The sequence below is a fragment of the Nocardia halotolerans genome, from assembly GCF_042650145.1.
Taxonomy (GTDB): Bacteria; Actinomycetota; Actinomycetes; order Mycobacteriales; family Mycobacteriaceae; genus Nocardia; species Nocardia halotolerans.
Genome location: NZ_JBHSDL010000002.1, coordinates 127,731 through 147,262, shown reverse-complemented (window position 1 = coordinate 147,262; position 19,532 = coordinate 127,731). Strand labels below are relative to the sequence as shown.

The following is a 19,532-nucleotide window of genomic DNA, read 5'->3' as shown; positions in this document are numbered from 1 at the left end:
GGCGATGATCGGCCACGATCGGCGCATAGTCCGCCATACCGCCGCTCGCCCTGTCGGCAGTGCGCGGCGCACGCGCCCGCACGTGGTCGTGGTCGGTGCCGGCATCGCCGGGCTGGCCGCGGCTACCGGGCTCGCCGAACGCGGCATCGGTGTGGAGGTGATCGAGAATCAGGAGTATCTCGGCGGCCGCGCCGGTGGTTGGACCGACGCCCTTCCCGACGGCACCCCGATCGCCGTGAACCGGGGCTTTCACGCGTTCTTCCGGCAGTACTACAACTTGCGGCAATTGTTGCGGCGCACCGACCCCCGGCTACAGCGCATGACGGGTGTCGAGGACTATCCGTTGGTGGATGCCGAAGGTCGGCGCGATTCGTTCCGTGGCCTGCCGCGCACGCCGCCCTGGAACGCGCTCGCCTTCGCGGCGCGCAGTCGCACGTTTCCGCTGCGCGAATTGCGTCGACTCGACGCCCGGGCCGCAGCCCCGTTGGCGGCGGTGTCAATACCCGCCATCTACGAGTGGTTGGATCATGTGGACGCGGAAACGTTTCTGCAGCAGATCGAATTTCCGGTCGCCGCGCGCCACCTCGCCTTCGAAGTGTTCTCCCGCAGCTTCTTCGCGCCTCCGGCGCAGATGTCGGCGGCCGAACTGGCTGCCATGTTCCACATATACTTCCTCGGTTCCAGTGAGGGTCTGCTCTTCGACGTGCCGACGTCGAACTACGACACCGCACTGTGGTCGCCGCTGCGCGAGTACCTCGAGTCGCACGGAGCCCGCATCCGCACCGGATCGACGGTCACCAGGGTGCAGGCGGGCGGAGATCGAACCTTCCGGATCCACGACGACGCGGGCAGTGTCACCGACGCCGATGCGGTTGTGCTGGCCACCGACGTCGCCGGACTGCGTCGTATCGTCGCCGACTCCCCGGATCTGGGCGATGCCCAGTGGCGCTCACGGATCCAGGCGTTGCGCAGCGCCCCACCGTTTCTCGTCCATCGCCTGTGGCTGGATCAGCCCGTCGCGGGGCACCGGCCGGCGTTTCTCGCCACCGGTGGCATGCCTCCGCTGGACAACATCAGCGTCCTGGACCGCTATGAGCATCAGGCTCGCTCCTGGGCTGAACAGCACAACGGTGCGGTGCTCGAACTACATGCCTACGCACTGCCCGACGTTCGGACACCGGAGTTCGAGCGGGAGACCCGCATGCGACTTCTCGCCCGGCTACACGAGCTGTACCCGGAGACAGCGGTCGCACGGATAGTCGGTGAACATGTGCAGTGGCGACAGGATTGCCCATTGTTCGGAGTAGGCGACCACGCCCACCGCCCAGCCGTCCGGACACCACACGACAAGCTGATGTTGGCCGGCGACGGCATTCGTATCGACCTGCCTGTGGCATTGATGGAACGTGCTGCCACCACCGGCTGGGCCGCGGCGAATGCGCTGCTCGCGCAATGGGGCCTGCGCGGGCACGACCTGTACACGGTGCCGACCACCGGACGACACGCCGTGCTGCGACGTCTCGCCGAGCGGACCATGTCGAAAGCGGCGCCTCAGGAGGAATCTGTATGAGCAGCAGTATCTTTCGCCGTCCCACCGACTGGCCGGTGCGACTTGTGGATTTCGCACGCTGGGGGACACAGGAACCCACCTACCGCGACGCCGACCCCGCCGTCATCGGCGCGGCTCTGGGACGGTCGCAGAATCGTCCGTCCGGCAACTGGTACGTCTTCGGCGCGAGCCGCGACGTTCGAAACGATCGGCCTTTCGGTGCCACGGTCGCCGGCGTAGAGCTGGTGGCCTGGCGTGACCAGCAGCGACGACTGGTGGTCGGGCCCGGCGCGTGTCCGCACCTCGGTGCGCCGTTGGCACAGGCGCGCATCGACTGCGGGGCACTGGTGTGCCGCTGGCACGGCCTCCGCGTGAGCGGCGACGGTGCACCAGGGTGGACAGCGCTGGCGTGCCACGACGACGGGATTCTGGTTTGGGTTCGGCTCGACCACATCGGCGAGGAACCACCCTTGGCTGCGCCGGTCATCGGTGCCCGCCCAGCCGCGGATCACGCGATCTCGGCGGTCGCCACCATGACCGGAGTGTGCGAGCCCGCCGACATCATCGCCAACCGGCTCGACCCCTGGCACGGATCCTGGTTTCACCCCTACTCGTTCGGTCATCTCGAGGTGCTCGAATCTCCAGCGCCGGAACAGGCCGCGGCCGACGCTGTCGAACGGTTCGTCGTCGCGGTCACCTTCCGGCTCGGCGGCCGGCTCGGCGTCCCCGTACGCGCCGAATTCCTCAGCCCGGAACCGCGAACACTGACGATGCGCATCATCGACGGCGAAGGAACGGGCAGTGTCGTCGAAACCCACGCCACTCCGCTGGGTCCGGGACCGGACGGGCAGCCACGCACGGCGGTCATCGAAGCAGTGATCGCGCACAGTCCCAGACGTGGCTTCCGGATAGCGCGACACGCCGGTGCCGCGCTGAGGCCGCTGATGACACACGCCGCGACCCGGTTGTGGCGCGATGACCTCTCCTACGCAGAACGCCGCTACCAATTGCGCACGCGCCACCGCGCCGAGTAGGCCCGCCACGCGTGCATCGAATCTGCATCGGCTGTCCGATGGGGTGCTCGGGGTGGTGGTCGAATCGTCATCCTGACGGGAGCCGGCTGTCGGCCACGTGTTCGGCAGTGTTGGTGATGTTGCGGATCATGCCGCCGAACACAGCGCTGTGAAACGGTGTGATCGCCTTCCAATACAGGTGCCCGGCAAGTCCGCGCGGTTGAAAGATCGCGCGTTGGTGGTAGCGGGAACCTCCGACCGGGTCGGGTTCGACGCCGAGCTCGAGCCATGCCGAACCCGGGACCCGCATCTCGGCGCGAAGGCGCAGCAGTCGTGGACGGTCGATGTGTTCGACCCGCCACCAGTCCAACGCTTCACCGGAGCGCAGGCGCCGCGGGTGTTTACGGCCGCGGCGAAGTCCGACCCCGCCGGTGACCCGATCGATCCAGCCGCGTAGCGACCACGCGAGCGGGAACGAATACCAGCCGTTCTCACCGCCGATGGATTCGATCACCGCCCATACGGTGCGCGGGTCCGCGCAGATGTGGTGTTCGCGCAGGTCCTCATAGAGTGAGCCGCCGGACCAGTCCGGATCGGTGGGCAGGGGATCCGAGGGCGCGCCGTATGTGCCGGCATCGGACCAACGGGTGGGCACCTCGGCGTTGCGGATGCGGGTCAGCGCGAGCTCCACGGCATGTTCGTACCGAGTGAGGCCCGCGGCGGGATCTGGGATATGTGCGGCGATATCGTGCTCGCCACAGACCACTTCGTGGACGAGAGATTCGATGAGCGGCACAGCGAGCGCGCGCGGTACCGGGGTCACCAGATTCACCCACTGCGCCGACAACCACGGGGTGAGCACCGGAACCGGCAGCACCACTCGACGAGTGAGCCCGGCCACGACAGCGTATTCGCGCATCATGGTCAAATACGTCGAGACGTCGGGCCCACCGATATCGAACGAGCGGTTGACCTCGGCGGGCAACCCCGCGGCATGCAGCAAGTAATACAGGACGTCTCGCACGGCGATGGGCTGGATCCGGTTGTGCACCCATCTGGGTGTGACCATCGCGGGTAGACGTTCGGACAGATAGCGCAGCATCTCGAAACTGGCAGAGCCGGATCCGATGATCACCGCCGCGCGCAGCTCCACAGTGGGGACTCCGGAGGCTCGCAGAATTTCTCCGACCTCGGCACGGGAGGCGAGGTGACGAGACAGTTCGGTGTCTGGCGGAATGATCCCGCCCAGATAGACGATGCGCTCGACCCCGGCCGAGCTTGCCGCAGCCGCGACGACCTGCGCGGCGTCGCGGTCTATATCGGCAAAGCCATGACGGGACAACGAGTGCACGAGGTAGTAGACGACCTCCTGGTCGGCCACCGCAGCACGCACGTCGCCGTGGTCGGTGACATCCCCATCGACCACCTCGACCCGATCACGCCACGGCACTTCCGTCAATTTCGCTGGTGTCCGGGCCACCACCCGGACACGATGACCGGCCTGAACCAGCTCAGGGACCAGTCGTCCTCCGATATAGCCGGTCGCGCCGAAGACCACACACCGCATGCTCGTTCGACCTTCCTTCCGGTGACCGAGGCGAGATCGGTGAGCACCGTGCTCGTTCCGGGTCTGCCCGGGCCGAAGATTGTTCGCGTGGAGGCAGAGTGCCCCGCCGCCGCGAATCCACACCGGATTGATGCAATTTCGCTTCAGTGGTCGATTTCGGTCACCGTGCGACGAGTCGGGTACTCGATCGGGGGTCCCGACTCAGGCTCCGGTCGGCCCCGGGCGGGCGATGTGATCGACCGCATCGGCCAGCGTCGTGATCGCAATGGCTGCGTCCGGCAGGATGATCGTGTCCCAGCCCGGCCCCCCGACGAACACTCGCGCGCCCGCGTTGACACAGGTGGATACCGCTGAGGTGAGTGCAGTGGATTCCTGCTGGGACCACAGTGCAACGTCGGGACGTCGTCGAGTCCGCGCGAGGGTGTCGGCAAGGGCGCTGGTGGGCACGTCGGCGCCCAGCATCCAGGTGTTCACGCCACGCTCAGCCAACGCGGCCCGCAATGCCTCGAGTGGGAGTGTGTGGGTCTCGCCGCTGGTGCATGCCAGTATCGCGGCGTGGCCGGCCGGGGGTCCGGCGGGCCGGGTGTAGCTGTGCAGGACCGCCGTGATCGACCACGACAGGAGGTGCTCGATATCGACGCACCCCTCGCCGCCGAGTTGGCGCGTGACGATCGCGGCGAAGGCGGGTCGACAGAGCAGGTCCCAGGTTTCAACGACCCCGAACGCGTCCAAATGCGCGGTGAGCAGCGCGGATACTTCTCGGGTGTCGAGCGCGAACGCTGCGGTGACCAGCGAGGGCCAATCTCCGCGGGTGGCAGTGGCATGCCGCCCCGTCACCCAAGCCGCCGCACCGGCCGGACTCACACCCGCGCGAATCCGGGACATCATCTGCTCGAGATCGGCGATATCGGATGCGCTGTAGAGGCGATGCTTTCCCGGCTGGTGATCGGTAGGCCCGATGCCGTATCGCCGGGTCCAGCTACGGAGAGTCGCGGTCGGTACGCCGATTCGCTCGGCAACCGCGCGCACCGTGTAGCCGGCCGCGTCGGAAATGGGGGCAGATCCGGCGGGCATGCCCATATTCTGCCCTGTCGGACCAGCGTTCGGGACAACGTTGTCGTGACCAGCACTTCAACTTCTACACGCATCGTTCGTGCATCGTTGTACGATAGTTTCTCACGTCGGGGCACGGCCAGGGAGTTGTCCATGAAGTCACATCTTTTCCGCGCACACGGACGGCAGCAGCGGTGGGCCGTGCCATTGGGGCTGGCGGTGATCGCAACGATCGCATTACCTCCCGGTCCGGCTGTAGCGAACCCCGGCTCAGCACCGGCGACTGGTCCGGTGCCGGTGGCCCAGGTGGAACTCGATCGATATCTCGGCACTTGGCGTCAACTCGCCGCAGTGCCGCAGGTGTTCAACTTGTCCTGCGCGCGCGACACCACGGCCGAATACCGACTGGACGAGCGCGGTGACATCGCGGTGCGCAATTCGTGTGTGACTTGGCAGGGGTCGCTGAACGAGATCCACGGCACGGCTACGGTCAACGACGAGCAAACCGGAGCGCAACTGCACGTCAGCTTCCCGGGTGTGCCCGGTCAGGACCAGCGATACGGCCCGACCAACTACATCGTCACCGAACTGGGTGTCGGCTATTCATGGGCCCTGGTAACCGACCCTTCCCGGCTGTCCGGATTCGTCTTGGCCAGGGACTCCACACTGGACCCCGCGACGTGGGACCAGGTGCGTGCCGCCATCGCGCGGGTGGGCCAGAGCCCGTGCGCCTACTTGACCTCACCCACATCAGGCGGAATCAGTGGTATCGCGCCACTGTGCACGCAATGAACGAATCGGTCGGCATTCTCGACTTCTGCCCGGCGAGAGCTCGCGGCGATCAGCTCCGCCGCGTCCCCGTGACCCACACCGGTCCGGTGAGAAACCAGATCACCGTGATCACTCCCAGCGACCCGAACACCCCCATCAACTGCTCGCGCTGCCCGGCATCGGCCACCGTGTAGCTCAGCACCACGGTGAGCACGGCGGCGATGGCGGCCGCGCCGAGCCAGCGCGAGAAGTCCGCCCACTCCCGGCGCGCGCGTTCGGGCCCGGCCTTGGGTACCGGCACCGGGGCGGGGCCACCGGCGAAGCGATGGGCGAAGCGCTGGTCGAGCCACTGGATCACCCGGTGCCCGAACATCACCGTGCATCCCAGATAGATTCCGGCGACGCGGTGCGCGAAACCCACCTCCCCGCCCCGGTGCAGATCGATCGCCACCGCGACCACCAGCACCACATCGAGCACCGGCACCAGGGCCAGCGTCACCGTGCTCGCCCGCCGCGACCGGACCGGATAGCGCAGCCCCAGCCCGCCGATCACCAATACCCAGAAGCCGACTTCGCACGCCACGATCGTCAGCAACACCGGGTTCGTCAGTTCTCCCATACCCGCACTGTGCCCGGTGGGCCGGGGTCGCGGCGTCCGGCGACCGGTCACCGAGTGGTCCGTCCTTCGGGGGACCCCCGGCCGCCGCCGGATGTGCTGGAATGGGCAGATGCCAGCTGCTGTCCGCGCTACTGCCACCCGGCTCGCGCTCGACAGCTCCACTTCGGCGGCCATCGGTGTGTTCCTGGTCGGGTTGCTGCTGTGGGCCGCGGGCGGCTGGACGGTGCTGAGCGACCGCGACCTGTATCCGGCCCCGGCCAAGCTGGTGCTGCTGTGCGCCGCGCTGGCGATCCAGCTCACCGCGCAACGGCGCCCCGCGCTCGCGTTCGGGCTGATGGTCGCGCTGCTGGCCGTCGACGTGCCGTTCGGCCTGTCGCTGCCGTTGTGGATCGCGCTGACGGACGTGATCTTCCTGGCCGTCAGCACCGGCTCCGACCGGTTGGGTGCGGTGGTCGGGTGGTTCGCGCTGCTCGTGACAGCCGGTGGTGCGTTGCTGGCGTTGAGCCAGGTCGGCGTGCGCGCGGGCCTGTACGCGGCCCTGTTCGGGGTGGCCCTGACCTGGTCGCCGCTGGGCTATGCCCGCGCGGTGCGCGCCTCCCGCCGGATGGTCCACGCCGAACGCGACACCCGCCGAGCCGAACTCGCCGCCCACGATGCCGAACGCAGCGCCGCGATCGGGGAGGAACGCCGGCGACTGGCCCGTGACCTGCACGACGCGGTGGCCGGTCACGTCTCCGCCGTCGCCATCCTGGCCGAGGTCGCCCAGCGTGACCCCGGCAATGTCGCGGTGCTGCAGACGATCCGTGCCAGCAGCCTGGCGGCGATGGAGGAGATGCGCTCCACGATCGAACTGCTCACCGCACCCGACGACGTGGCCGTCACGACCCGGCTCGCCTCGCTGGACGGCCTGATCGAAGCGGCCGAGGCGGCAGGAGGCGCGGTCACCCTGCGACAACCACCCGAGCTGCGCTTGCCCGTCACCGTGGAGGCGGTGCTCACCCGCATCCTGGGCGAGACCATCACCAACGCCACCAAACACGCACCCGGCTCACCCCTGGACATCGACATGCACTCGGACGGAAAGACCTTGGTCGTCGAGGCCGCGAACCCGCTACCGCCGGACGCGCCGACCGGAAACGGAAACGGAAACGGTTTACGCAACATGGTATTTCGAGCCGAATCGGTCGAGGGCACCGTCACCGCGGGCAGCAGAGACGGCAGCTGGCGAGTACGGGTGCGCATTCCGCTGGGGGACAGATGACGGTCACCGTGCTGGTCGCCGACGACCACGCCGCGATCCGGGCCGGGCTGCGAATGCTGCTCGAAGAGACCGGTGAGGTGCGCGTGGTGGGCGAAGCGGCCGACGGCGCCGCGGCGCTGCGGCAGGCCCGCGCCCTGAACCCCGACGTGGTGCTGATGGATGTGCGCATGCCGCGGGTGGACGGCCTGGCCGCCACCGCCGCCGTAGTGGCCGAGACCCGCGCGAAGGTGCTGGTGCTCACCACCTTCGCCATCGACGAATATGTGCTCGGTGCGCTCTCGGCAGGGGCGAGCGGATTCCTGCTGAAGTCCGTCGGTGGTGCGGAGCTGGTCCGGGCCGTGCGGGCGGTGGCCGACGGCGACGCCGTTCTCGACCCGAAGGTGACCCGTGCGGTGATCGCCGCGCTGCCGCGTACCGAGCGGCCCGCGCCGCCGGATCTGTCCGCGCTCACCGACCGGGAACGGCAGGTACTGGCCGGTCTGGGCGCGGGGCTGTCCAACAGCCAGATCGGTGCCCGGCTGCACATCGGGGAGGCCACGGTGAAAACCCACGTCTCCCGGGTGCTGAGCAAGCTGGGAGTGCAGTCGCGGGTGCAGGCCGCGGTGATCGCGGCGCAATCGGGTCTCGATCCGGTCTGACCCTGCACCGGGATCCGCTGTCCTCGCGGTACGGTGGACGCGCGATGAAGGTGGTGGTCAGCGCCCTGCGCGACACGGGCACAGCTGTGCGTGTCGGCCACCGCACCGAAGCGGCCTGAGGTTGAATGTTCAAATAGATCTGGGTTTCACCGCGTCACGCGTTCTCGACATCGGCTTCACAACGAACCACCGACGAAGGAGCAACGATCGTGAGCATGATCCTGGCCGCAGTGCACGACACCTACGGCATCGTCGTCGCCCAGGTGGGTAACCCGACGCCGGAGGCACCGCCGATGGCCGACAAGGTCCTGCAGCTCAGCAGGTATTTCACCTGGATGATCCTGCTGTCCGGGATCACGGCCATCACCTATGGCGGTGGGCGTTTCGCGTGGGAGAAGTGGAACGGCGGCGGCCTGCAGTCCCCGAAGATGATCGCCAGCGCCATGGCGGGCGGTGCGGTCGCCACCAGCGCGGGCACGATCATGAACGCGGTCATCGGCGCGTGAGTCACCGCGCCGAATATCAGTAGAAGGCCGGCCCGGCATCAGGGACAGTGGTGGAGTGACCGTTGACGTAGACACACTCCACCGCGATGACGACATCCACGCGGCGGCCGCGCTGTTCCGTGCGGCCATGGTGGGCCTGCCGCCGCTGCCGCCGCACCGTGATCACCTGTGCGAACCCGGGCGCACCCTCGGCGCGCGCCTGGCCGGTGAACTCGTCGGCACCGCCGATTCCTACACCAGCTGGCTGGTGGTTCCCGGCGGTGCGCGCGTGCCGCACGCCGCCGTCACCCACGTCGGTGTGCTGCCGACCCACACCCGCCGCGGTGTGCTCACCGCCCTGCTGCGCCGTCAACTCCACGACATCGCCGAACGCGGTGAAGTCGTGGCCACCCTGCGCGCCTCGGAAGGCGCCATCTATGAACGCTTCGGTTACGGGGTGGCGAGCTCGTTCGCGCGACTCGACCTGCTGCGCGGGCGTGCCCGGCTCCGCGACACCGTGCCCGCCGCCGGCCCGGTACGGTTCGTGGAACCGGGGCAGTCGTGGAAGCTGTTCGCGCAGATCTACGCCGACGCCTCGGTCGACTGGACCGGCGCGATCGCCCGCCCGGACTACTGGTGGAAGCTGCGTGAACGCACCGCCACCGAGCCGCTCTACACCGTGGCACACGGACCTGCCGGCGCCGAGGACGGTTTCGCGCGCTACCACCCGGTCGACACGGCGAACTGGTTCACCAGCCGCGAGCGCACGATCGTGGTGGACGATCTGGTGGCCACTACTCCGCAGGCCTATCTCGGATTGATCCGGCACCTGCTCACCGTCGATCTGGTCGACAAGGTGCGGTTCGCCTTCGCCCCGGTGGACGCACCACTGCGGCACCTGTTCACCGACGAACGCGCGGTCGAGGTCGCCGAGGTGTGCGACGAGACCTGGTTGCGTGTCGTGGACGTGCCCACCGCCCTCGCACAGCGCACCTACCGCGCCGCTGCGGCGGTGATCGTGCAGGTCGAGGACACGATTCTGCCCGCCAACACCGGCCGGTACCGGATCACGGCGCAGGAGGTGACCCGAGTCGGCGACACTCCCGACGTCACGGTCGACGTCGCCGCTCTCGGCGCGCTCTACCTGGGTGGATCGACGTGGCGTCAGCTCGCCCTCGCGGGCCGGGTCACCGAGCACCGACTCGGTGCCGTCGAGGCCGCCGACGAGTTGTTCGCCACGCCCACGCTGCCGTTCAGCGGTACCTTCTTCTGAGCCGGCCCGTGCGGCCCCGCAGTGTCAGGGACGGAACAGCCGCTGGGCCGGGGGCAGCGGGCCCAGCGTGTTCGACACCTGGGCGACCAGTTGCCACGGGCGTTTGGTATCGGTGGAAGCCTTACCGCTGGTGAGGATCGCACCGGAGAGCCCGCGCGTCGGATCGGCCCACCCGTACTGCGTGGTGAGGCCGCTGCGGCCGAAGTGGAACCGGGTGTCGCGGCCGAATTTGGACCGCCGCGCGCCCAATTCGAAACCGGCCCGGCTGACCCGGCCCGCCGCACCCGGCATCCGGTCGGCCGGGCTGATCGCCGCGCGCAGGGTGTCGGCTCCGATGATCCGGGTGCCGTCCAATTCGCCGCCACGGGCGAGGATCTCGTAGAACCTCGACAGCTCGTAGGCGGTGGTGACCAGATTGCCGGACGGAAGTTCGGCGGTGAGGAACGCGTCGTTGGTGGCCTTGGATGCTTTGTCCATCCGGCCACCGAGTGCCTTGTGCGCCAGGAACAGTGCGGTGCGCGAGGGCGGCGGGCCGGTCTTCACGCTCGGTACGACCTGGTCGACATCGGCGGGATCGACTCCGAAATTGGTCCACCGGAAGCCCAGTGGGGTCAGCACCTGTTCGGCCAGGTGTTCGCGCATCCGCTTGCCGGTGGCTCGCTGCACCAGCAAGCGCTGGATCAAACCGCTGGTCAGGGCGTGGTAGACGCGGAAACGCCGGGTCGGCCAGCTCGGCATCAGTGCGGTGAGCGCCGCGACGGCCAGCTCCTCGTCGAGAACCACCTCGGATCCCTTGAACGGCGGGGTCATGAACGGCACACCGGCCGAATGCGAGAGCACGTCACCGATGGTGATCGCGCCCTTGCCGTGCGCCGCGAACTCCGGAATGTAGTCGCAGACCGGGTCGTCGAGCGCGAAAGCGCCCTGTTCGGCGAGCATGCACATCACGGTGGCCGCGACGCCCTTGGCGGTCGAGAACCCGCAGAACGGGGTGTCGGGCGTGGCCAGGGTCGGCTCGGTATCGGGGCCGTCGCCGGGGGCGTTGCCCCAGCCGTGCCCGATGGTGCGGTTCAGCACGATGCGGCCGTTACGTCGCAGACACACCTGGATGGCGGGCGTGGTGCCCATCGCGTACCAGTCGCGTACCGACGCCCACAGCGCTGCCACCTCGGCGCGCGAAGTGCCGGCGGCCGCCGGATCGTCCTCGTGCCCGACCGTTGTCACCGCGTCGAGGTCTTCGGTCACCCGCACCAGCGTGGCGGGAAGTGCGTTCATCGGGCCAGCCTACCGAGGCCCGGCTGTGATCTTGCTGAGCTCGGGCTTCGAATCGGCTGTCAGTCCAGCGCGCTCAGGGCTGGCCGGGATTGAGCACGATGAACAGGCCGTGGGCTTCGGCGCACAGGCGCTCGCCGTCGTGCAGCGTGGCCCGCAGGTACACCTTGCGTCCGTCGATGCGTTCGGCCCAGGCCCGTACCGTCAGCTTTCGGTTGAGCGGGGTGATCGAACGGTAGTCGAGGGTCAGCGAGGCGGTGCGGGTCACCGAGTTGGTGGCCAGCGCGGCCGTCATGCCGAGAATGTCGTCGAAGGCCACCGCGATCTGCCCGCCGTGCGCGGCATTGTTACCGCCCAGGTGGAAGGTGCGGAAGGTGACCTCGGCGGTGACGCCTTCGCTGTCGCCGCTGACCACGGTGTACGGCGGCAGGGTGATGTTGCCGCGGGAGGGCAGATCGGTGCGGGACCAGCCGGGACTGGACCACTCGTCGACCACCGCGGTGTCCAGACGCGCGTTGAGCTCCTCGATGGCCGCGATCGCCTCCTTGGCGAGCTCGTCGGACGGGTTCACCAGCCGCACCCGGTCCATCAGGGCGCGCACCTGCTCGATCAGTTCGCCGTAGTGCGTGCCACCCGCGGTGTTGTCGGTGCCCGCGTCCTTGCGTGCCCGGATCAGCTCGGCCACGGGCCGGAACCCGCCCTCGTGATGCTCCTCGTCCGGCAGCGAGTTGCCGACCTGTGTATCGCCCATATGCAACACGTTATCGCTGTCGAACTGGATGTTCACGCCGGGTAGCACCTACGGGGTGCGCACGGCCGGGTCCACTACCCTGGATGCCGATCACCGAGCAGGTCTGTACGTACCGGAGAGTCGGCGCACCGATGGTGGCCCTCCGGGTGAGCGGCGAAAGGCTGAGCGCATGGGTATCACGGCTGTTGTGTTCGACATGGACGGCGTGCTGATCGATTCCGAATCGATGTGGGCGCAGGTCCGGCACGAGTACGTCGATCTCAAAGGCGGCCGGTGGCAACCGGATTCACAGCAGAAGATGATGGGGATGAGCACCCAGGAATGGTCGGCGTATCTGGCCGACGACCTCGGTGTCGCCCAACCGGCCGACGAAGTGGCCGCCGACGTCATCGATCTGATGGCGGCCAGATACGCCGAGCGTGTTCCGCTGCTGCCCGGCGCCGTCGAGGCGGTGCGGCGGTGTGCGGATTCGTGGAAGCTGGGACTGGCCAGTTCCTCGCCCACCACGCTGATCGACCTGGTGCTGCAGCAGGCCGGGCTGACCGACCACTTCGCGGCGGTGCTGTCGAGCGAGGACGTCGGTCGCGGCAAACCGGCGCCGGATGTCTATTTGGCGATCGCGCAGCGTCTCGGTGTCGAAGCGACAGAGTGCACGGCGGTGGAGGATTCGAGCAACGGTCTGGCCTCGGCGCACGCCGCGGGGATGCGGGTGATCGCGGTGCCACGTCCGGACTACCCGCCGTCGACGGAGGCACTCGCCCACGCCGCCGTGGTCATCGACGATCTCGACCAGCTCACGGCCGAGGTGGTGACCGGGAGCTGATCGTCGCGGTGTCCGCTGGTCGGTGACGTCGCGGATGCGGCACACTGGCCCGATGGGTGCCCAGCACGATGACCTGCCCGAGGTCGTGGTCCACGTCGGCGACGGCTCCGACGTGCCACGCGCCGTCGACCCGGCCCATCCCGGTCCCGCCGCCCGCGACCCCGCCCCTGATCACCCCTTCCTGCTCCTCACCCGCCCGGCCGAGCAGTTGCAGGCCCGCTATCTCGACGACGGTGCCTACGAACTCGAATACGCCACCGGACCCGAGCATCGCCGGCTGTTCACCACCGACGCCCGGCTGGTCCGCGACATCGTCTGGTCCTGGATCCAGCGCGACCGCTGGTGGTGCGACACCGTGGCCTGGACCACCGTCGATCCCGCCATCGCCGAACTCGACGCCCTGCGCACGGAACTGTCCGATCTGCTCGACGGTATGTCGGTGATGGACACGGTCACCGCCGACCTCGATCAGGCCCTGGCCCGCGCCGACGAACTGCTCAGCGCGGAACCGGATTTCGGGGACGACTAGCGGCCGCGCCCAGTACCGCGGCGAGCAGGCAGGCACCGGCGGCCGCGAGCCACACCGGTGTGTAGGAGCCGTCGAGGTCGCGAATCACGCTGCCCGCCAATGCCATGACGCCTGCGCCCAACTGATGGAACACCGAGATCCAGCCGAAGACGAGGGCGCTGTCGTCGCCGAAGTAGGTGCGGCACAGGGCCAGTGTGGGTGGCACGGTGGCGACGTCGAGGATGCCGAAGACCACGGCGAACACGACGAGGTCGGGGGACAGGCCGCTGCTGAACAGCAAGGGGAGCAGTGCGAGCGAAACACCCCGGGCGAGAAAGAATGTCGCCAGGAGATACCGGGGTTCGATTCTGTCGGTGAGCCAACCGGCGGCGATGGTGCCGACGATATTGGTGAGGCCGATGATCGAGAGCAGACTCGACGCCATGGTGGCCGCCATCCCGTGATCGTGGGCGGCGGGGGTGAAATGGCTCCACATCAGGCCGTTGGTGGTGGCTCCGCAGAGTGCGAACAGTGCTGCCAGCAACCAGAATCGGCGGTCGCGCAGCGCGGTGCGCACTGCGCGGACGGTGCGGGCGAGGGGATTGACGGCGCGGTGCTCTTCGGCTGTCTGCTCGGCGGGATCGGCACCGAAGCGGACGGTACCGACCGCTGCCGGGCTCTCGCGCAGAAACGCGAGCACCACGATCAAGGCGATCGCGGCCACCGCACCCGCCGCGATCACCGGGCGCCGCCACTGACCGTCGGCCAGCAGCACCGACAGCACCGGCAGCATGGCGAACTGACCGAATACGGCGGCGCCCGTGAGTATCCCGGTGGCCAGACCGATCCGGCTCCGAAACCACCGGTTGGCGAGGGTGGCACCGAACACCATGGTGATCGACCCCGTTCCGACCCCGACCGCCAGGCCCCACCACAGGACGAACCATCCCACCGTGGGTGTCACGGTGACGGTCAGTAGGGACGCGGCGACGAGAACCGCCAGTGCGCCGGAGGTGACGCGCCGAATCCCGTACCGGTCCATCAGCGCCGCGGTGAACGGCGCCACGACGCCGTAGAGCACCATGTTCATCGCCACCACGAGCCCGATGCCGCTGCGGCTCCACCCCTGCGAGACCACCAAAGGTTCGGTGATCAACCCGGCGATGGTGGTGAAGGTTCCGGCCGCCACCAGCGCGAGCGCGGCCACCGCCACCATCGTCCACGCCGGGTGCCGCCGGGGCTCGCCGCGGGTCTCGATCTTGTCGGTTGCAGAAATCGTCACCCGGATCCTCCACGCTGGTACGGCCTTCCTGAACCGTTCTAACAGCTGGTGACCCGGATCGACAGTATGCACATTTTCGTCCATATGGACGGTATGGATACCATCGGACTCATGGCTGATGAGTTGTCCGGCGAATCGAGCCCCCGCGATGTCCGCACCCCGGTGCGCCGGGCGATATCGGTGTGCCCGGTGGAAGTGAGCATCGCGGTCCTGGGCGGCGCCTGGAAGATGACCATCGTCAAACACCTGCTGGCCGGTCCGCTGCGCTACGGCGAACTCCGTCGCCGCGTCGGTGAGGTCACCCCGCGCGTGCTGACCCGCCAGCTCCGCGAGCTCGAGCAAGACGGCATCCTCACCCGCCACGCCTATCCCGAGGTCCCGCCCCGGGTCGAGTACTCCCTGACCCCCACCGGTGAGGGCCTGCGCGGCTTCGTCACCGAACTCGACCGGTGGGGCGCCGACTACGTGCAGGCGCTGGTATCAGCCCGGGAGTGACCGTGGCCGGACCAGAGGCCGCCAGGGCATGTCCCGTGCACGGGTGCGCTGCGCGCCCCTGTTGACTGTGGCGATGACCCCTGAACAACGCCCGACCGTTCTCGCCGCCACCGTGCTCGGATTCGGCTGCGGTCTCGCCGCTTCGGCGGTCCTGGCCGCGTGGTGGACTGCCGGACCGAATTCGGTCAGCTGCTACTACGGCAGCTATGAGCCGTTCGGCGGCGACGACGCAATCAGTGAGATGCTGACGAAGATGTGGCCGACCTGGTGGTTGTGGGTCGGTGTGCTGGTAGCGCCGACTGTCGCCGGCGCCCTGCTGGGTGTGCTCGCCGCTCGGTTCGGTGTGCGGGTGCAGCGGTTGCCGCGGTGAGCACCGCGGCAACCGGCTAATCCTCGTCCGCCTCGCACCAGTCGTCGAAGGCCTCGAACTCGGCTTCGTACCGGGGTGGAACCGAGTCCTCGATCGAGTCCTCGATCGGATCCCAGACATCGTTGCAGCCCTGCGGGGCGGGTGGCCAGGACTCGATGAATTCCACCATGGGGGTCTTGGGCGGCTCCGGTTCCTCAGCGACGGCCAAGCCCGTGGCGCCCAGGGTGAGGGCGGCGGCCGCGCCGGCGGTGGCGATGATGCGGCAAGCGATCTTCATGAACATCCTCCTGTCTGCGTCGACACGTGATGTCCTGCGATCCTAACCCCGGGCAACCCGATGGCAAGCGCGCGCGGCCCCGGTTCGAACGGCTCATCGGCCGGTTCCCGCACACCACAGCACCGCACCGATCGCCGCCCGACCCGATCGTGGTTACCTGGAGATGTGCGGACACGGACCCGGTGCACCCTCGCCACCGTCCTCGGCGTGCTGCTGTGGGGCGAGTGGGTGAACTGGCGTGCCTCGCGCACCGGTGTGGGCGACGGCGGCACCGGATCGGAGGCTGTGGTCGTGCTGGGCTACCGCAATGCCGGGTCGCGCGCCAATGCGATGAACCGGTGGCGGGTGCGGGCCGGTCTGCGCTCCATCGATTCCGCGGCACCCTCGTCTCGGCTGGTCCTGTGCGGGGGCGCGTGCGCGGGCCCGATGTCGGAGGCCGCGTTGATGGCGCGCTACGCCAGGCAAGCGCGTGGCTATGCCGGTGCGCTCGTGCTCGAGGAGCAGAGCCGTTCCACGTGGGAGAACATCGCCTTCGCGATCCCGTTCCTGCGCGATGTCGAACGGATCAAGATCGTCTCCCTGCCCACCCACGCCGCGACCGCCCGCCGATATCTCACCGAACAGAGTCCGGAGCTGGCAGCCAAGGTGGTGCGCGCCGACGACTACCGATTCGGCGAATGGCTACCGCTCAAACCGGTGTTCGCCCTCTACGGTCTCGCCAAGGAGCTCCGTGCACGCGCACTCGCCGCGCGGCTGGCGCACAGTGCCTCGGTGCGGCTGGGCAATTTTCGGGCGAGCGCATCCGAATCCGTTCTGTGACAAGGATTCCGCCGATTCGCCGCCTGCTGGGTCGTTGCTGATTCGCGCAGGTGAACCGAGCGGTCCAGCGAAATGGTGCGTAAGTGGAGTCATCAGCTCTAGTCTGTATCCGCTACACACTGTGGAGGTTGGATCAATGACGGTCGAGATCGTGACCGAGCCGGCGCCGGAAGAATTGTGGACCGGATCGGGCCGGGCGACCGGGGCACCGCCGACGTCGATGATCGAGCGGATGACGCTCATCCTCGACGCCTTCGATTCCACCACCCCCACCCTGACCCTGTTGGGCCTGGCCGAACGCACCGGTCTGCCCCGTTCGACCGTGCACCGCATCCTGGACCAGATGATCCGCCTGCGCTGGCTCGCGCACACCCCCGGCGGCTACCGGCTCGGACTGCGCGTGCTGGAACTGGGCGGGCTCGCCGCCGAACACAACGAACTGCGCGAGGTGGTCGGCCCGCTGCTCTACGACCTGAGCCAGCGCACCGGCATGATCGGCCATCTCGCGGTGCTCGACGGCCGCGACGTGCTGTTCCTCGACCGGGCGGGCGGGCGCAGCCGGGTATCGATCCCCACCCGGGTCGGTGGCCGCCTGCCCGCGCACTGCACCGCGCTGGGCAAGGCGCTGCTGGCCACCCTCGAACCCGGTATCGCCGAGGCGTCACTGCGCGGCAACACCGTCGCCCGTACCGCCCGCACCATCGTCGACCGCGCCGAACTGCACCGCGAACTGGCCCGGATCCGCCACCGCCAGGGCGTGGCCGTGGACAGTGAGGAGTCGATGCCCGGCGTGGGGTGCGTGGCGGTGCCGATCCGCGGCCGCGGGGTGGCGGTGGCCGCGATCTCGTTGTCGGGCATCGTGCAGGCCGATCGCAGCGCCCTCGACACCGCGCGTCTGGCACGCGCGCTGGCCGAGGTCGCCCACGAGGCTTCGCGGACGCTGACTCCGCGGCACGGCCGCCCCCACTAGCCCACGTTCACGCCACCGGCGGCCGCTGCGCGATCGCGCGCCCCGCGGCCCGGCCGGAGAAGATGCAGCCGCCGAGGAACGTGCCCTCGAGCGCGTTGTAGCCGTGCACGCCGCCACCGCCGAACCCGGCGACCTCGCCGGCGGCGAACAGACCGGGAAACGGGTCGCCGTCGGGCCGCAGCACCTGTGAATCGAGGTCGGTCTGCAAGCCGCCCAGCGTTTTGCGGGTCAGCACGTTGAGCCGCACCGCGATCAGCGGACCGTGTGCGGGATCGAGAATGCGGTGTGGTTTCACCACCCGCCCGGCCTTGTCGCCGAAGTAGGTGCGCGCGTTGGTGATCGCGGCCAGCTGGGCGTCCTTGGTGAACGTGTTGGCCACTTCGCGGTCCCTGGCCACGATCTGGCGTTCCATGTCCGCGACATCGAGTCGGGGTCCGCGCGCGATGGCGTTCATGCCGTCGACGAGTTCGGCGAGTGAATCGGCGACAACGAAGTCCACGCCGTGCTTCTTGAACGCCTCGACCGGGCCCGGCGCGCCCTTGGCGACCCGGCTGCGCAGCGTGAGCTTCAGATCCTTGCCGGTGATGTCGGGGTTCTGTTCCGAACCCGAGAGCGCGAACTCCTTTTCGATGATCGTCTGGTCCAGCACGAACCACGAGTAGTCGTAGCCGGTCGAAAGGATCTGGCGCATGGTCGTATTGGTGTCGAAGCCGGGAAAGCACGGCGCGGGCATGCGGGCACCGTTCGCGTCGAACCACAGCGACGACGGGCCGGGGATGATGCGGATGGCGTGATCGGGCCAGACCGGATCCCAGTTGTTGATGCCTTCGGTGTAGTGCCACATCCGGTCCCGGTTCACCAGGGCCGCGCCCGCCGACTCGGTGATGGCCAGCATCCGGCCGTCCACATAGGCCGGCACCCCCGAGATCATCGTCTCCGGGCACGGGCCGAGCCGTTCGGTGGGCCAGTTGCGCCGGATCAGGTCGTGCGCGTGGCCGATGCCGCCCGAACTCACCAGCACCGCCGGCGCGTGAGAAGTGAACTCGCTCACCACGTCCCGGTTCGACGCCTGACCACGCTCGGTGTCGCTCGCCGCGAGCACGCTGCCGCGGACCCCGGTGACGGCGCCGTCCTCGACGATCAGGTCGTCGACGCGATGCCGGAACGCGAAACGGACCAGTCCGCGGGCCTCAGCGGCCAGCACCGGCTCGAGGAACACCCGTACCACCTCGGGACCGGTGCCCCAGGTGAGGTGAAAACGCGGCACCGAGTTGCCGTGCCCGTCGGCCAGCGCACCGCCGCGCTCGGCCCAACCGACCAATGGCGTGACCCGTAAACCCAGCGCCCGCAGGTACTCCCGCTTCTCGTCGGTGGCGAAGCGTACGTAGGCCCGCGCCCACTGCTGGGCCATCCGGTCCTCGTCTTCGCGATCGAAACCGGCCGAACCCAGCCAGTCCTGGAGTGCGAGCTCGTAGGAATCCTTGATACCGAGGCGGCGTTGCTCCGGGGTGTCGACCATGAACAGCCCGCCCAGGGACCAGAACGCCTGCCCGCCCAGGTTGGCGCGGTTCTCCTGATCGAGTACCAGCACCCGGCGACCGGCCAGGGCCAGTTCGTGCGTGGCGACCAGGCCCGCCAGGCCGGACCCGACCACGATCGCGTCGGGAGTGAAGTCATCGGTGGGCTGGGACGCTGCGTTCGACATCAACGGAACGTAGCATTGGTCCGTCGCTGAC

Annotated in this window: 21 protein-coding genes; 13 read left to right on the top strand and 8 right to left on the bottom strand. The window is 68.6% G+C overall.

Translation table 11 applies throughout. The features are described from left to right. Nucleotides 1-4: 4 nt before the first annotated feature. Nucleotides 5-1,570 carry an FAD-dependent oxidoreductase gene (locus tag ACFO5K_RS01695; protein ID WP_378555321.1) on the top strand — a complete coding sequence of 522 codons (1,566 nt, stop codon included), beginning with the start codon at nt 5-7 and terminating at the stop codon, nt 1,568-1,570. Further along, nucleotides 1,567-2,583, top strand: coding sequence for a DUF5914 domain-containing protein (locus ACFO5K_RS01690; RefSeq protein ID WP_378555320.1), 1,017 nt, complete (start codon nt 1,567-1,569; stop codon nt 2,581-2,583). Before ACFO5K_RS01695 ends, ACFO5K_RS01690 begins: the two co-directional genes overlap by 4 nt. A gap of 67 nt (nt 2,584-2,650) precedes the next feature. Here ACFO5K_RS01690 and ACFO5K_RS01685 read toward each other — a convergent pair whose 3' ends face one another. Together ACFO5K_RS01685 and ACFO5K_RS01680 are read right to left on the bottom strand one after the other, a co-directional pair. Next, a complete protein-coding gene (locus ACFO5K_RS01685) occupies nt 2,651-4,129 on the bottom strand; it encodes an SDR family oxidoreductase (RefSeq protein WP_378555319.1) in 1,479 nt (492 codons plus the stop codon). 201 nt (nt 4,130-4,330) lie between these two features. Next, a complete protein-coding gene (locus ACFO5K_RS01680) occupies nt 4,331-5,203 on the bottom strand; it encodes a MerR family transcriptional regulator (protein ID WP_378555318.1) in 873 nt (290 codons plus the stop codon). Nucleotides 5,204-5,335: 132 nt separating this feature from the next. Here ACFO5K_RS01680 and ACFO5K_RS01675 point away from each other — a divergent pair, with 132 nt between their 5' ends. Continuing rightward, nucleotides 5,336-5,974: a lipocalin family protein gene (locus tag ACFO5K_RS01675; protein ID WP_378555317.1), complete on the top strand. Its 639-nt coding sequence runs from the start codon at nt 5,336-5,338 to the stop codon at nt 5,972-5,974. Between the two features lie 49 nt (nt 5,975-6,023). Here ACFO5K_RS01675 and ACFO5K_RS01670 read toward each other — a convergent pair whose 3' ends face one another. Further along, nucleotides 6,024-6,572 (bottom strand): hypothetical protein, encoded by a 549-nt coding sequence (locus tag ACFO5K_RS01670; protein ID WP_378555316.1) that lies wholly within the window; start codon nt 6,570-6,572, stop codon nt 6,024-6,026. Between the two features lie 109 nt (nt 6,573-6,681). Between ACFO5K_RS01670 and ACFO5K_RS01665 the strand changes: the two genes are divergently transcribed. From ACFO5K_RS01665 to ACFO5K_RS01650, 4 genes are all read left to right on the top strand, one after another. Continuing rightward, nucleotides 6,682-7,833 (top strand): sensor histidine kinase, encoded by a 1,152-nt coding sequence (locus ACFO5K_RS01665; RefSeq protein ID WP_378555315.1) that lies wholly within the window; start codon nt 6,682-6,684, stop codon nt 7,831-7,833. Then, nucleotides 7,830-8,471 (top strand): response regulator, encoded by a 642-nt coding sequence (locus tag ACFO5K_RS01660; protein ID WP_378555314.1) that lies wholly within the window; start codon nt 7,830-7,832, stop codon nt 8,469-8,471. Before ACFO5K_RS01665 ends, ACFO5K_RS01660 begins: the two co-directional genes overlap by 4 nt. A 215-nt stretch (nt 8,472-8,686) precedes the next feature. Further along, a complete protein-coding gene (locus tag ACFO5K_RS01655; protein WP_378555498.1) occupies nt 8,687-8,977 on the top strand; it encodes a hypothetical protein in 291 nt (96 codons plus the stop codon). 55 nt (nt 8,978-9,032) lie between these two features. Beyond that, complete coding sequence (locus ACFO5K_RS01650; RefSeq protein ID WP_378555313.1) at nt 9,033-10,229, top strand: GNAT family N-acetyltransferase; 1,197 nt, start codon at nt 9,033-9,035, stop codon at nt 10,227-10,229. A 24-nt stretch (nt 10,230-10,253) separates the two neighbouring features. On the opposite strand, the gene ACFO5K_RS01645 is transcribed toward ACFO5K_RS01650, so the two are convergent. Together ACFO5K_RS01645 and ACFO5K_RS01640 are read right to left on the bottom strand one after the other, a co-directional pair. Continuing rightward, nucleotides 10,254-11,504 (bottom strand): serine hydrolase, encoded by a 1,251-nt coding sequence (locus ACFO5K_RS01645; RefSeq protein WP_378555312.1) that lies wholly within the window; start codon nt 11,502-11,504, stop codon nt 10,254-10,256. Between the two features lie 73 nt (nt 11,505-11,577). Beyond that, nucleotides 11,578-12,252, bottom strand: coding sequence for a PaaI family thioesterase (locus ACFO5K_RS01640; RefSeq protein WP_378555311.1), 675 nt, complete (start codon nt 12,250-12,252; stop codon nt 11,578-11,580). A gap of 169 nt (nt 12,253-12,421) precedes the next feature. On the opposite strand from ACFO5K_RS01640, the gene ACFO5K_RS01635 reads away from it, so the two are divergent. Both ACFO5K_RS01635 and ACFO5K_RS01630 read left to right on the top strand, forming a co-directional pair. Beyond that, nucleotides 12,422-13,075, top strand: a complete 654-nt coding sequence (locus ACFO5K_RS01635; RefSeq protein ID WP_378555310.1) for an HAD family hydrolase — start codon at nt 12,422-12,424, stop codon at nt 13,073-13,075. Nucleotides 13,076-13,127: 52 nt separating this feature from the next. Further along, nucleotides 13,128-13,604, top strand: coding sequence for a hypothetical protein (locus ACFO5K_RS01630; RefSeq protein ID WP_378555309.1), 477 nt, complete (start codon nt 13,128-13,130; stop codon nt 13,602-13,604). On the opposite strand, the gene ACFO5K_RS01625 is transcribed toward ACFO5K_RS01630, so the two are convergent. After that, complete coding sequence (locus ACFO5K_RS01625) at nt 13,573-14,865, bottom strand: MFS transporter (protein ID WP_378555308.1); 1,293 nt, start codon at nt 14,863-14,865, stop codon at nt 13,573-13,575. The genes ACFO5K_RS01630 and ACFO5K_RS01625 overlap by 32 nt on opposite strands. 111 nt (nt 14,866-14,976) lie before the next feature. Between ACFO5K_RS01625 and ACFO5K_RS01620 the strand changes: the two genes are divergently transcribed. Both ACFO5K_RS01620 and ACFO5K_RS01615 read left to right on the top strand, forming a co-directional pair. Further along, nucleotides 14,977-15,360, top strand: a complete 384-nt coding sequence (locus ACFO5K_RS01620; RefSeq protein WP_378555307.1) for a winged helix-turn-helix transcriptional regulator — start codon at nt 14,977-14,979, stop codon at nt 15,358-15,360. Between the two features lie 73 nt (nt 15,361-15,433). Beyond that, nucleotides 15,434-15,730 carry a hypothetical protein gene (locus tag ACFO5K_RS01615; RefSeq protein ID WP_378555306.1) on the top strand — a complete coding sequence of 99 codons (297 nt, stop codon included), beginning with the start codon at nt 15,434-15,436 and terminating at the stop codon, nt 15,728-15,730. Nucleotides 15,731-15,746: 16 nt separating this feature from the next. Here the strand turns inward: ACFO5K_RS01615 and ACFO5K_RS01610 are convergent, their stop codons facing one another. Next, nucleotides 15,747-16,007: a hypothetical protein gene (locus tag ACFO5K_RS01610; protein ID WP_378555305.1), complete on the bottom strand. Its 261-nt coding sequence runs from the start codon at nt 16,005-16,007 to the stop codon at nt 15,747-15,749. 165 nt (nt 16,008-16,172) lie between these two features. Between ACFO5K_RS01610 and ACFO5K_RS01605 the strand changes: the two genes are divergently transcribed. Next, the gene (locus ACFO5K_RS01605; protein WP_378555304.1) at nt 16,173-16,826 is read left to right on the top strand and encodes a YdcF family protein; all 654 of its coding nucleotides are present in this window, start codon (nt 16,173-16,175) and stop codon (nt 16,824-16,826) included. A gap of 136 nt (nt 16,827-16,962) precedes the next feature. Then, nucleotides 16,963-17,796 (top strand): IclR family transcriptional regulator, encoded by an 834-nt coding sequence (locus ACFO5K_RS01600; RefSeq protein ID WP_378555303.1) that lies wholly within the window; start codon nt 16,963-16,965, stop codon nt 17,794-17,796. Between the two features lie 7 nt (nt 17,797-17,803). Here ACFO5K_RS01600 and ACFO5K_RS01595 read toward each other — a convergent pair whose 3' ends face one another. After that, a complete protein-coding gene (locus ACFO5K_RS01595; protein WP_378555302.1) occupies nt 17,804-19,501 on the bottom strand; it encodes an FAD-binding dehydrogenase in 1,698 nt (565 codons plus the stop codon). Nucleotides 19,502-19,532 lie beyond the last annotated feature (31 nt).

Bases quoted from the DNA above. Each gene is read 5' to 3' on its own strand.
- ACFO5K_RS01655 (WP_378555498.1), top strand. From the start codon at position 8,687: ATGATCCTGGCCGCAGTGCACGACACCTACGGCATCGTCGTCGCCCAG.
- ACFO5K_RS01600 (WP_378555303.1), top strand. From the start codon at position 16,963: ATGACGGTCGAGATCGTGACCGAGCCGGCGCCGGAAGAATTGTGGACC.
- ACFO5K_RS01645 (WP_378555312.1), bottom strand. From the start codon at position 11,504: ATGAACGCACTTCCCGCCACGCTGGTGCGGGTGACCGAAGACCTCGAC.
- ACFO5K_RS01690 (WP_378555320.1), top strand. From the start codon at position 1,567: ATGAGCAGCAGTATCTTTCGCCGTCCCACCGACTGGCCGGTGCGACTT.
- ACFO5K_RS01635 (WP_378555310.1), top strand. From the start codon at position 12,422: ATGGGTATCACGGCTGTTGTGTTCGACATGGACGGCGTGCTGATCGAT.
- ACFO5K_RS01660 (WP_378555314.1), top strand. From the start codon at position 7,830: ATGACGGTCACCGTGCTGGTCGCCGACGACCACGCCGCGATCCGGGCC.
- ACFO5K_RS01630 (WP_378555309.1), top strand. From the start codon at position 13,128: ATGGGTGCCCAGCACGATGACCTGCCCGAGGTCGTGGTCCACGTCGGC.
- ACFO5K_RS01670 (WP_378555316.1), bottom strand. From the start codon at position 6,572: ATGGGAGAACTGACGAACCCGGTGTTGCTGACGATCGTGGCGTGCGAA.
- ACFO5K_RS01595 (WP_378555302.1), bottom strand. From the start codon at position 19,501: ATGTCGAACGCAGCGTCCCAGCCCACCGATGACTTCACTCCCGACGCG.
- ACFO5K_RS01665 (WP_378555315.1), top strand. From the start codon at position 6,682: ATGCCAGCTGCTGTCCGCGCTACTGCCACCCGGCTCGCGCTCGACAGC.
- ACFO5K_RS01620 (WP_378555307.1), top strand. From the start codon at position 14,977: ATGGCTGATGAGTTGTCCGGCGAATCGAGCCCCCGCGATGTCCGCACC.
- ACFO5K_RS01675 (WP_378555317.1), top strand. From the start codon at position 5,336: ATGAAGTCACATCTTTTCCGCGCACACGGACGGCAGCAGCGGTGGGCC.
- ACFO5K_RS01610 (WP_378555305.1), bottom strand. From the start codon at position 16,007: ATGAAGATCGCTTGCCGCATCATCGCCACCGCCGGCGCGGCCGCCGCC.
- ACFO5K_RS01615 (WP_378555306.1), top strand. From the start codon at position 15,434: ATGACCCCTGAACAACGCCCGACCGTTCTCGCCGCCACCGTGCTCGGA.
- ACFO5K_RS01680 (WP_378555318.1), bottom strand. From the start codon at position 5,203: ATGCCCGCCGGATCTGCCCCCATTTCCGACGCGGCCGGCTACACGGTG.
- ACFO5K_RS01695 (WP_378555321.1), top strand. From the start codon at position 5: ATGATCGGCCACGATCGGCGCATAGTCCGCCATACCGCCGCTCGCCCT.
- ACFO5K_RS01640 (WP_378555311.1), bottom strand. From the start codon at position 12,252: ATGGGCGATACACAGGTCGGCAACTCGCTGCCGGACGAGGAGCATCAC.
- ACFO5K_RS01685 (WP_378555319.1), bottom strand. From the start codon at position 4,129: ATGCGGTGTGTGGTCTTCGGCGCGACCGGCTATATCGGAGGACGACTG.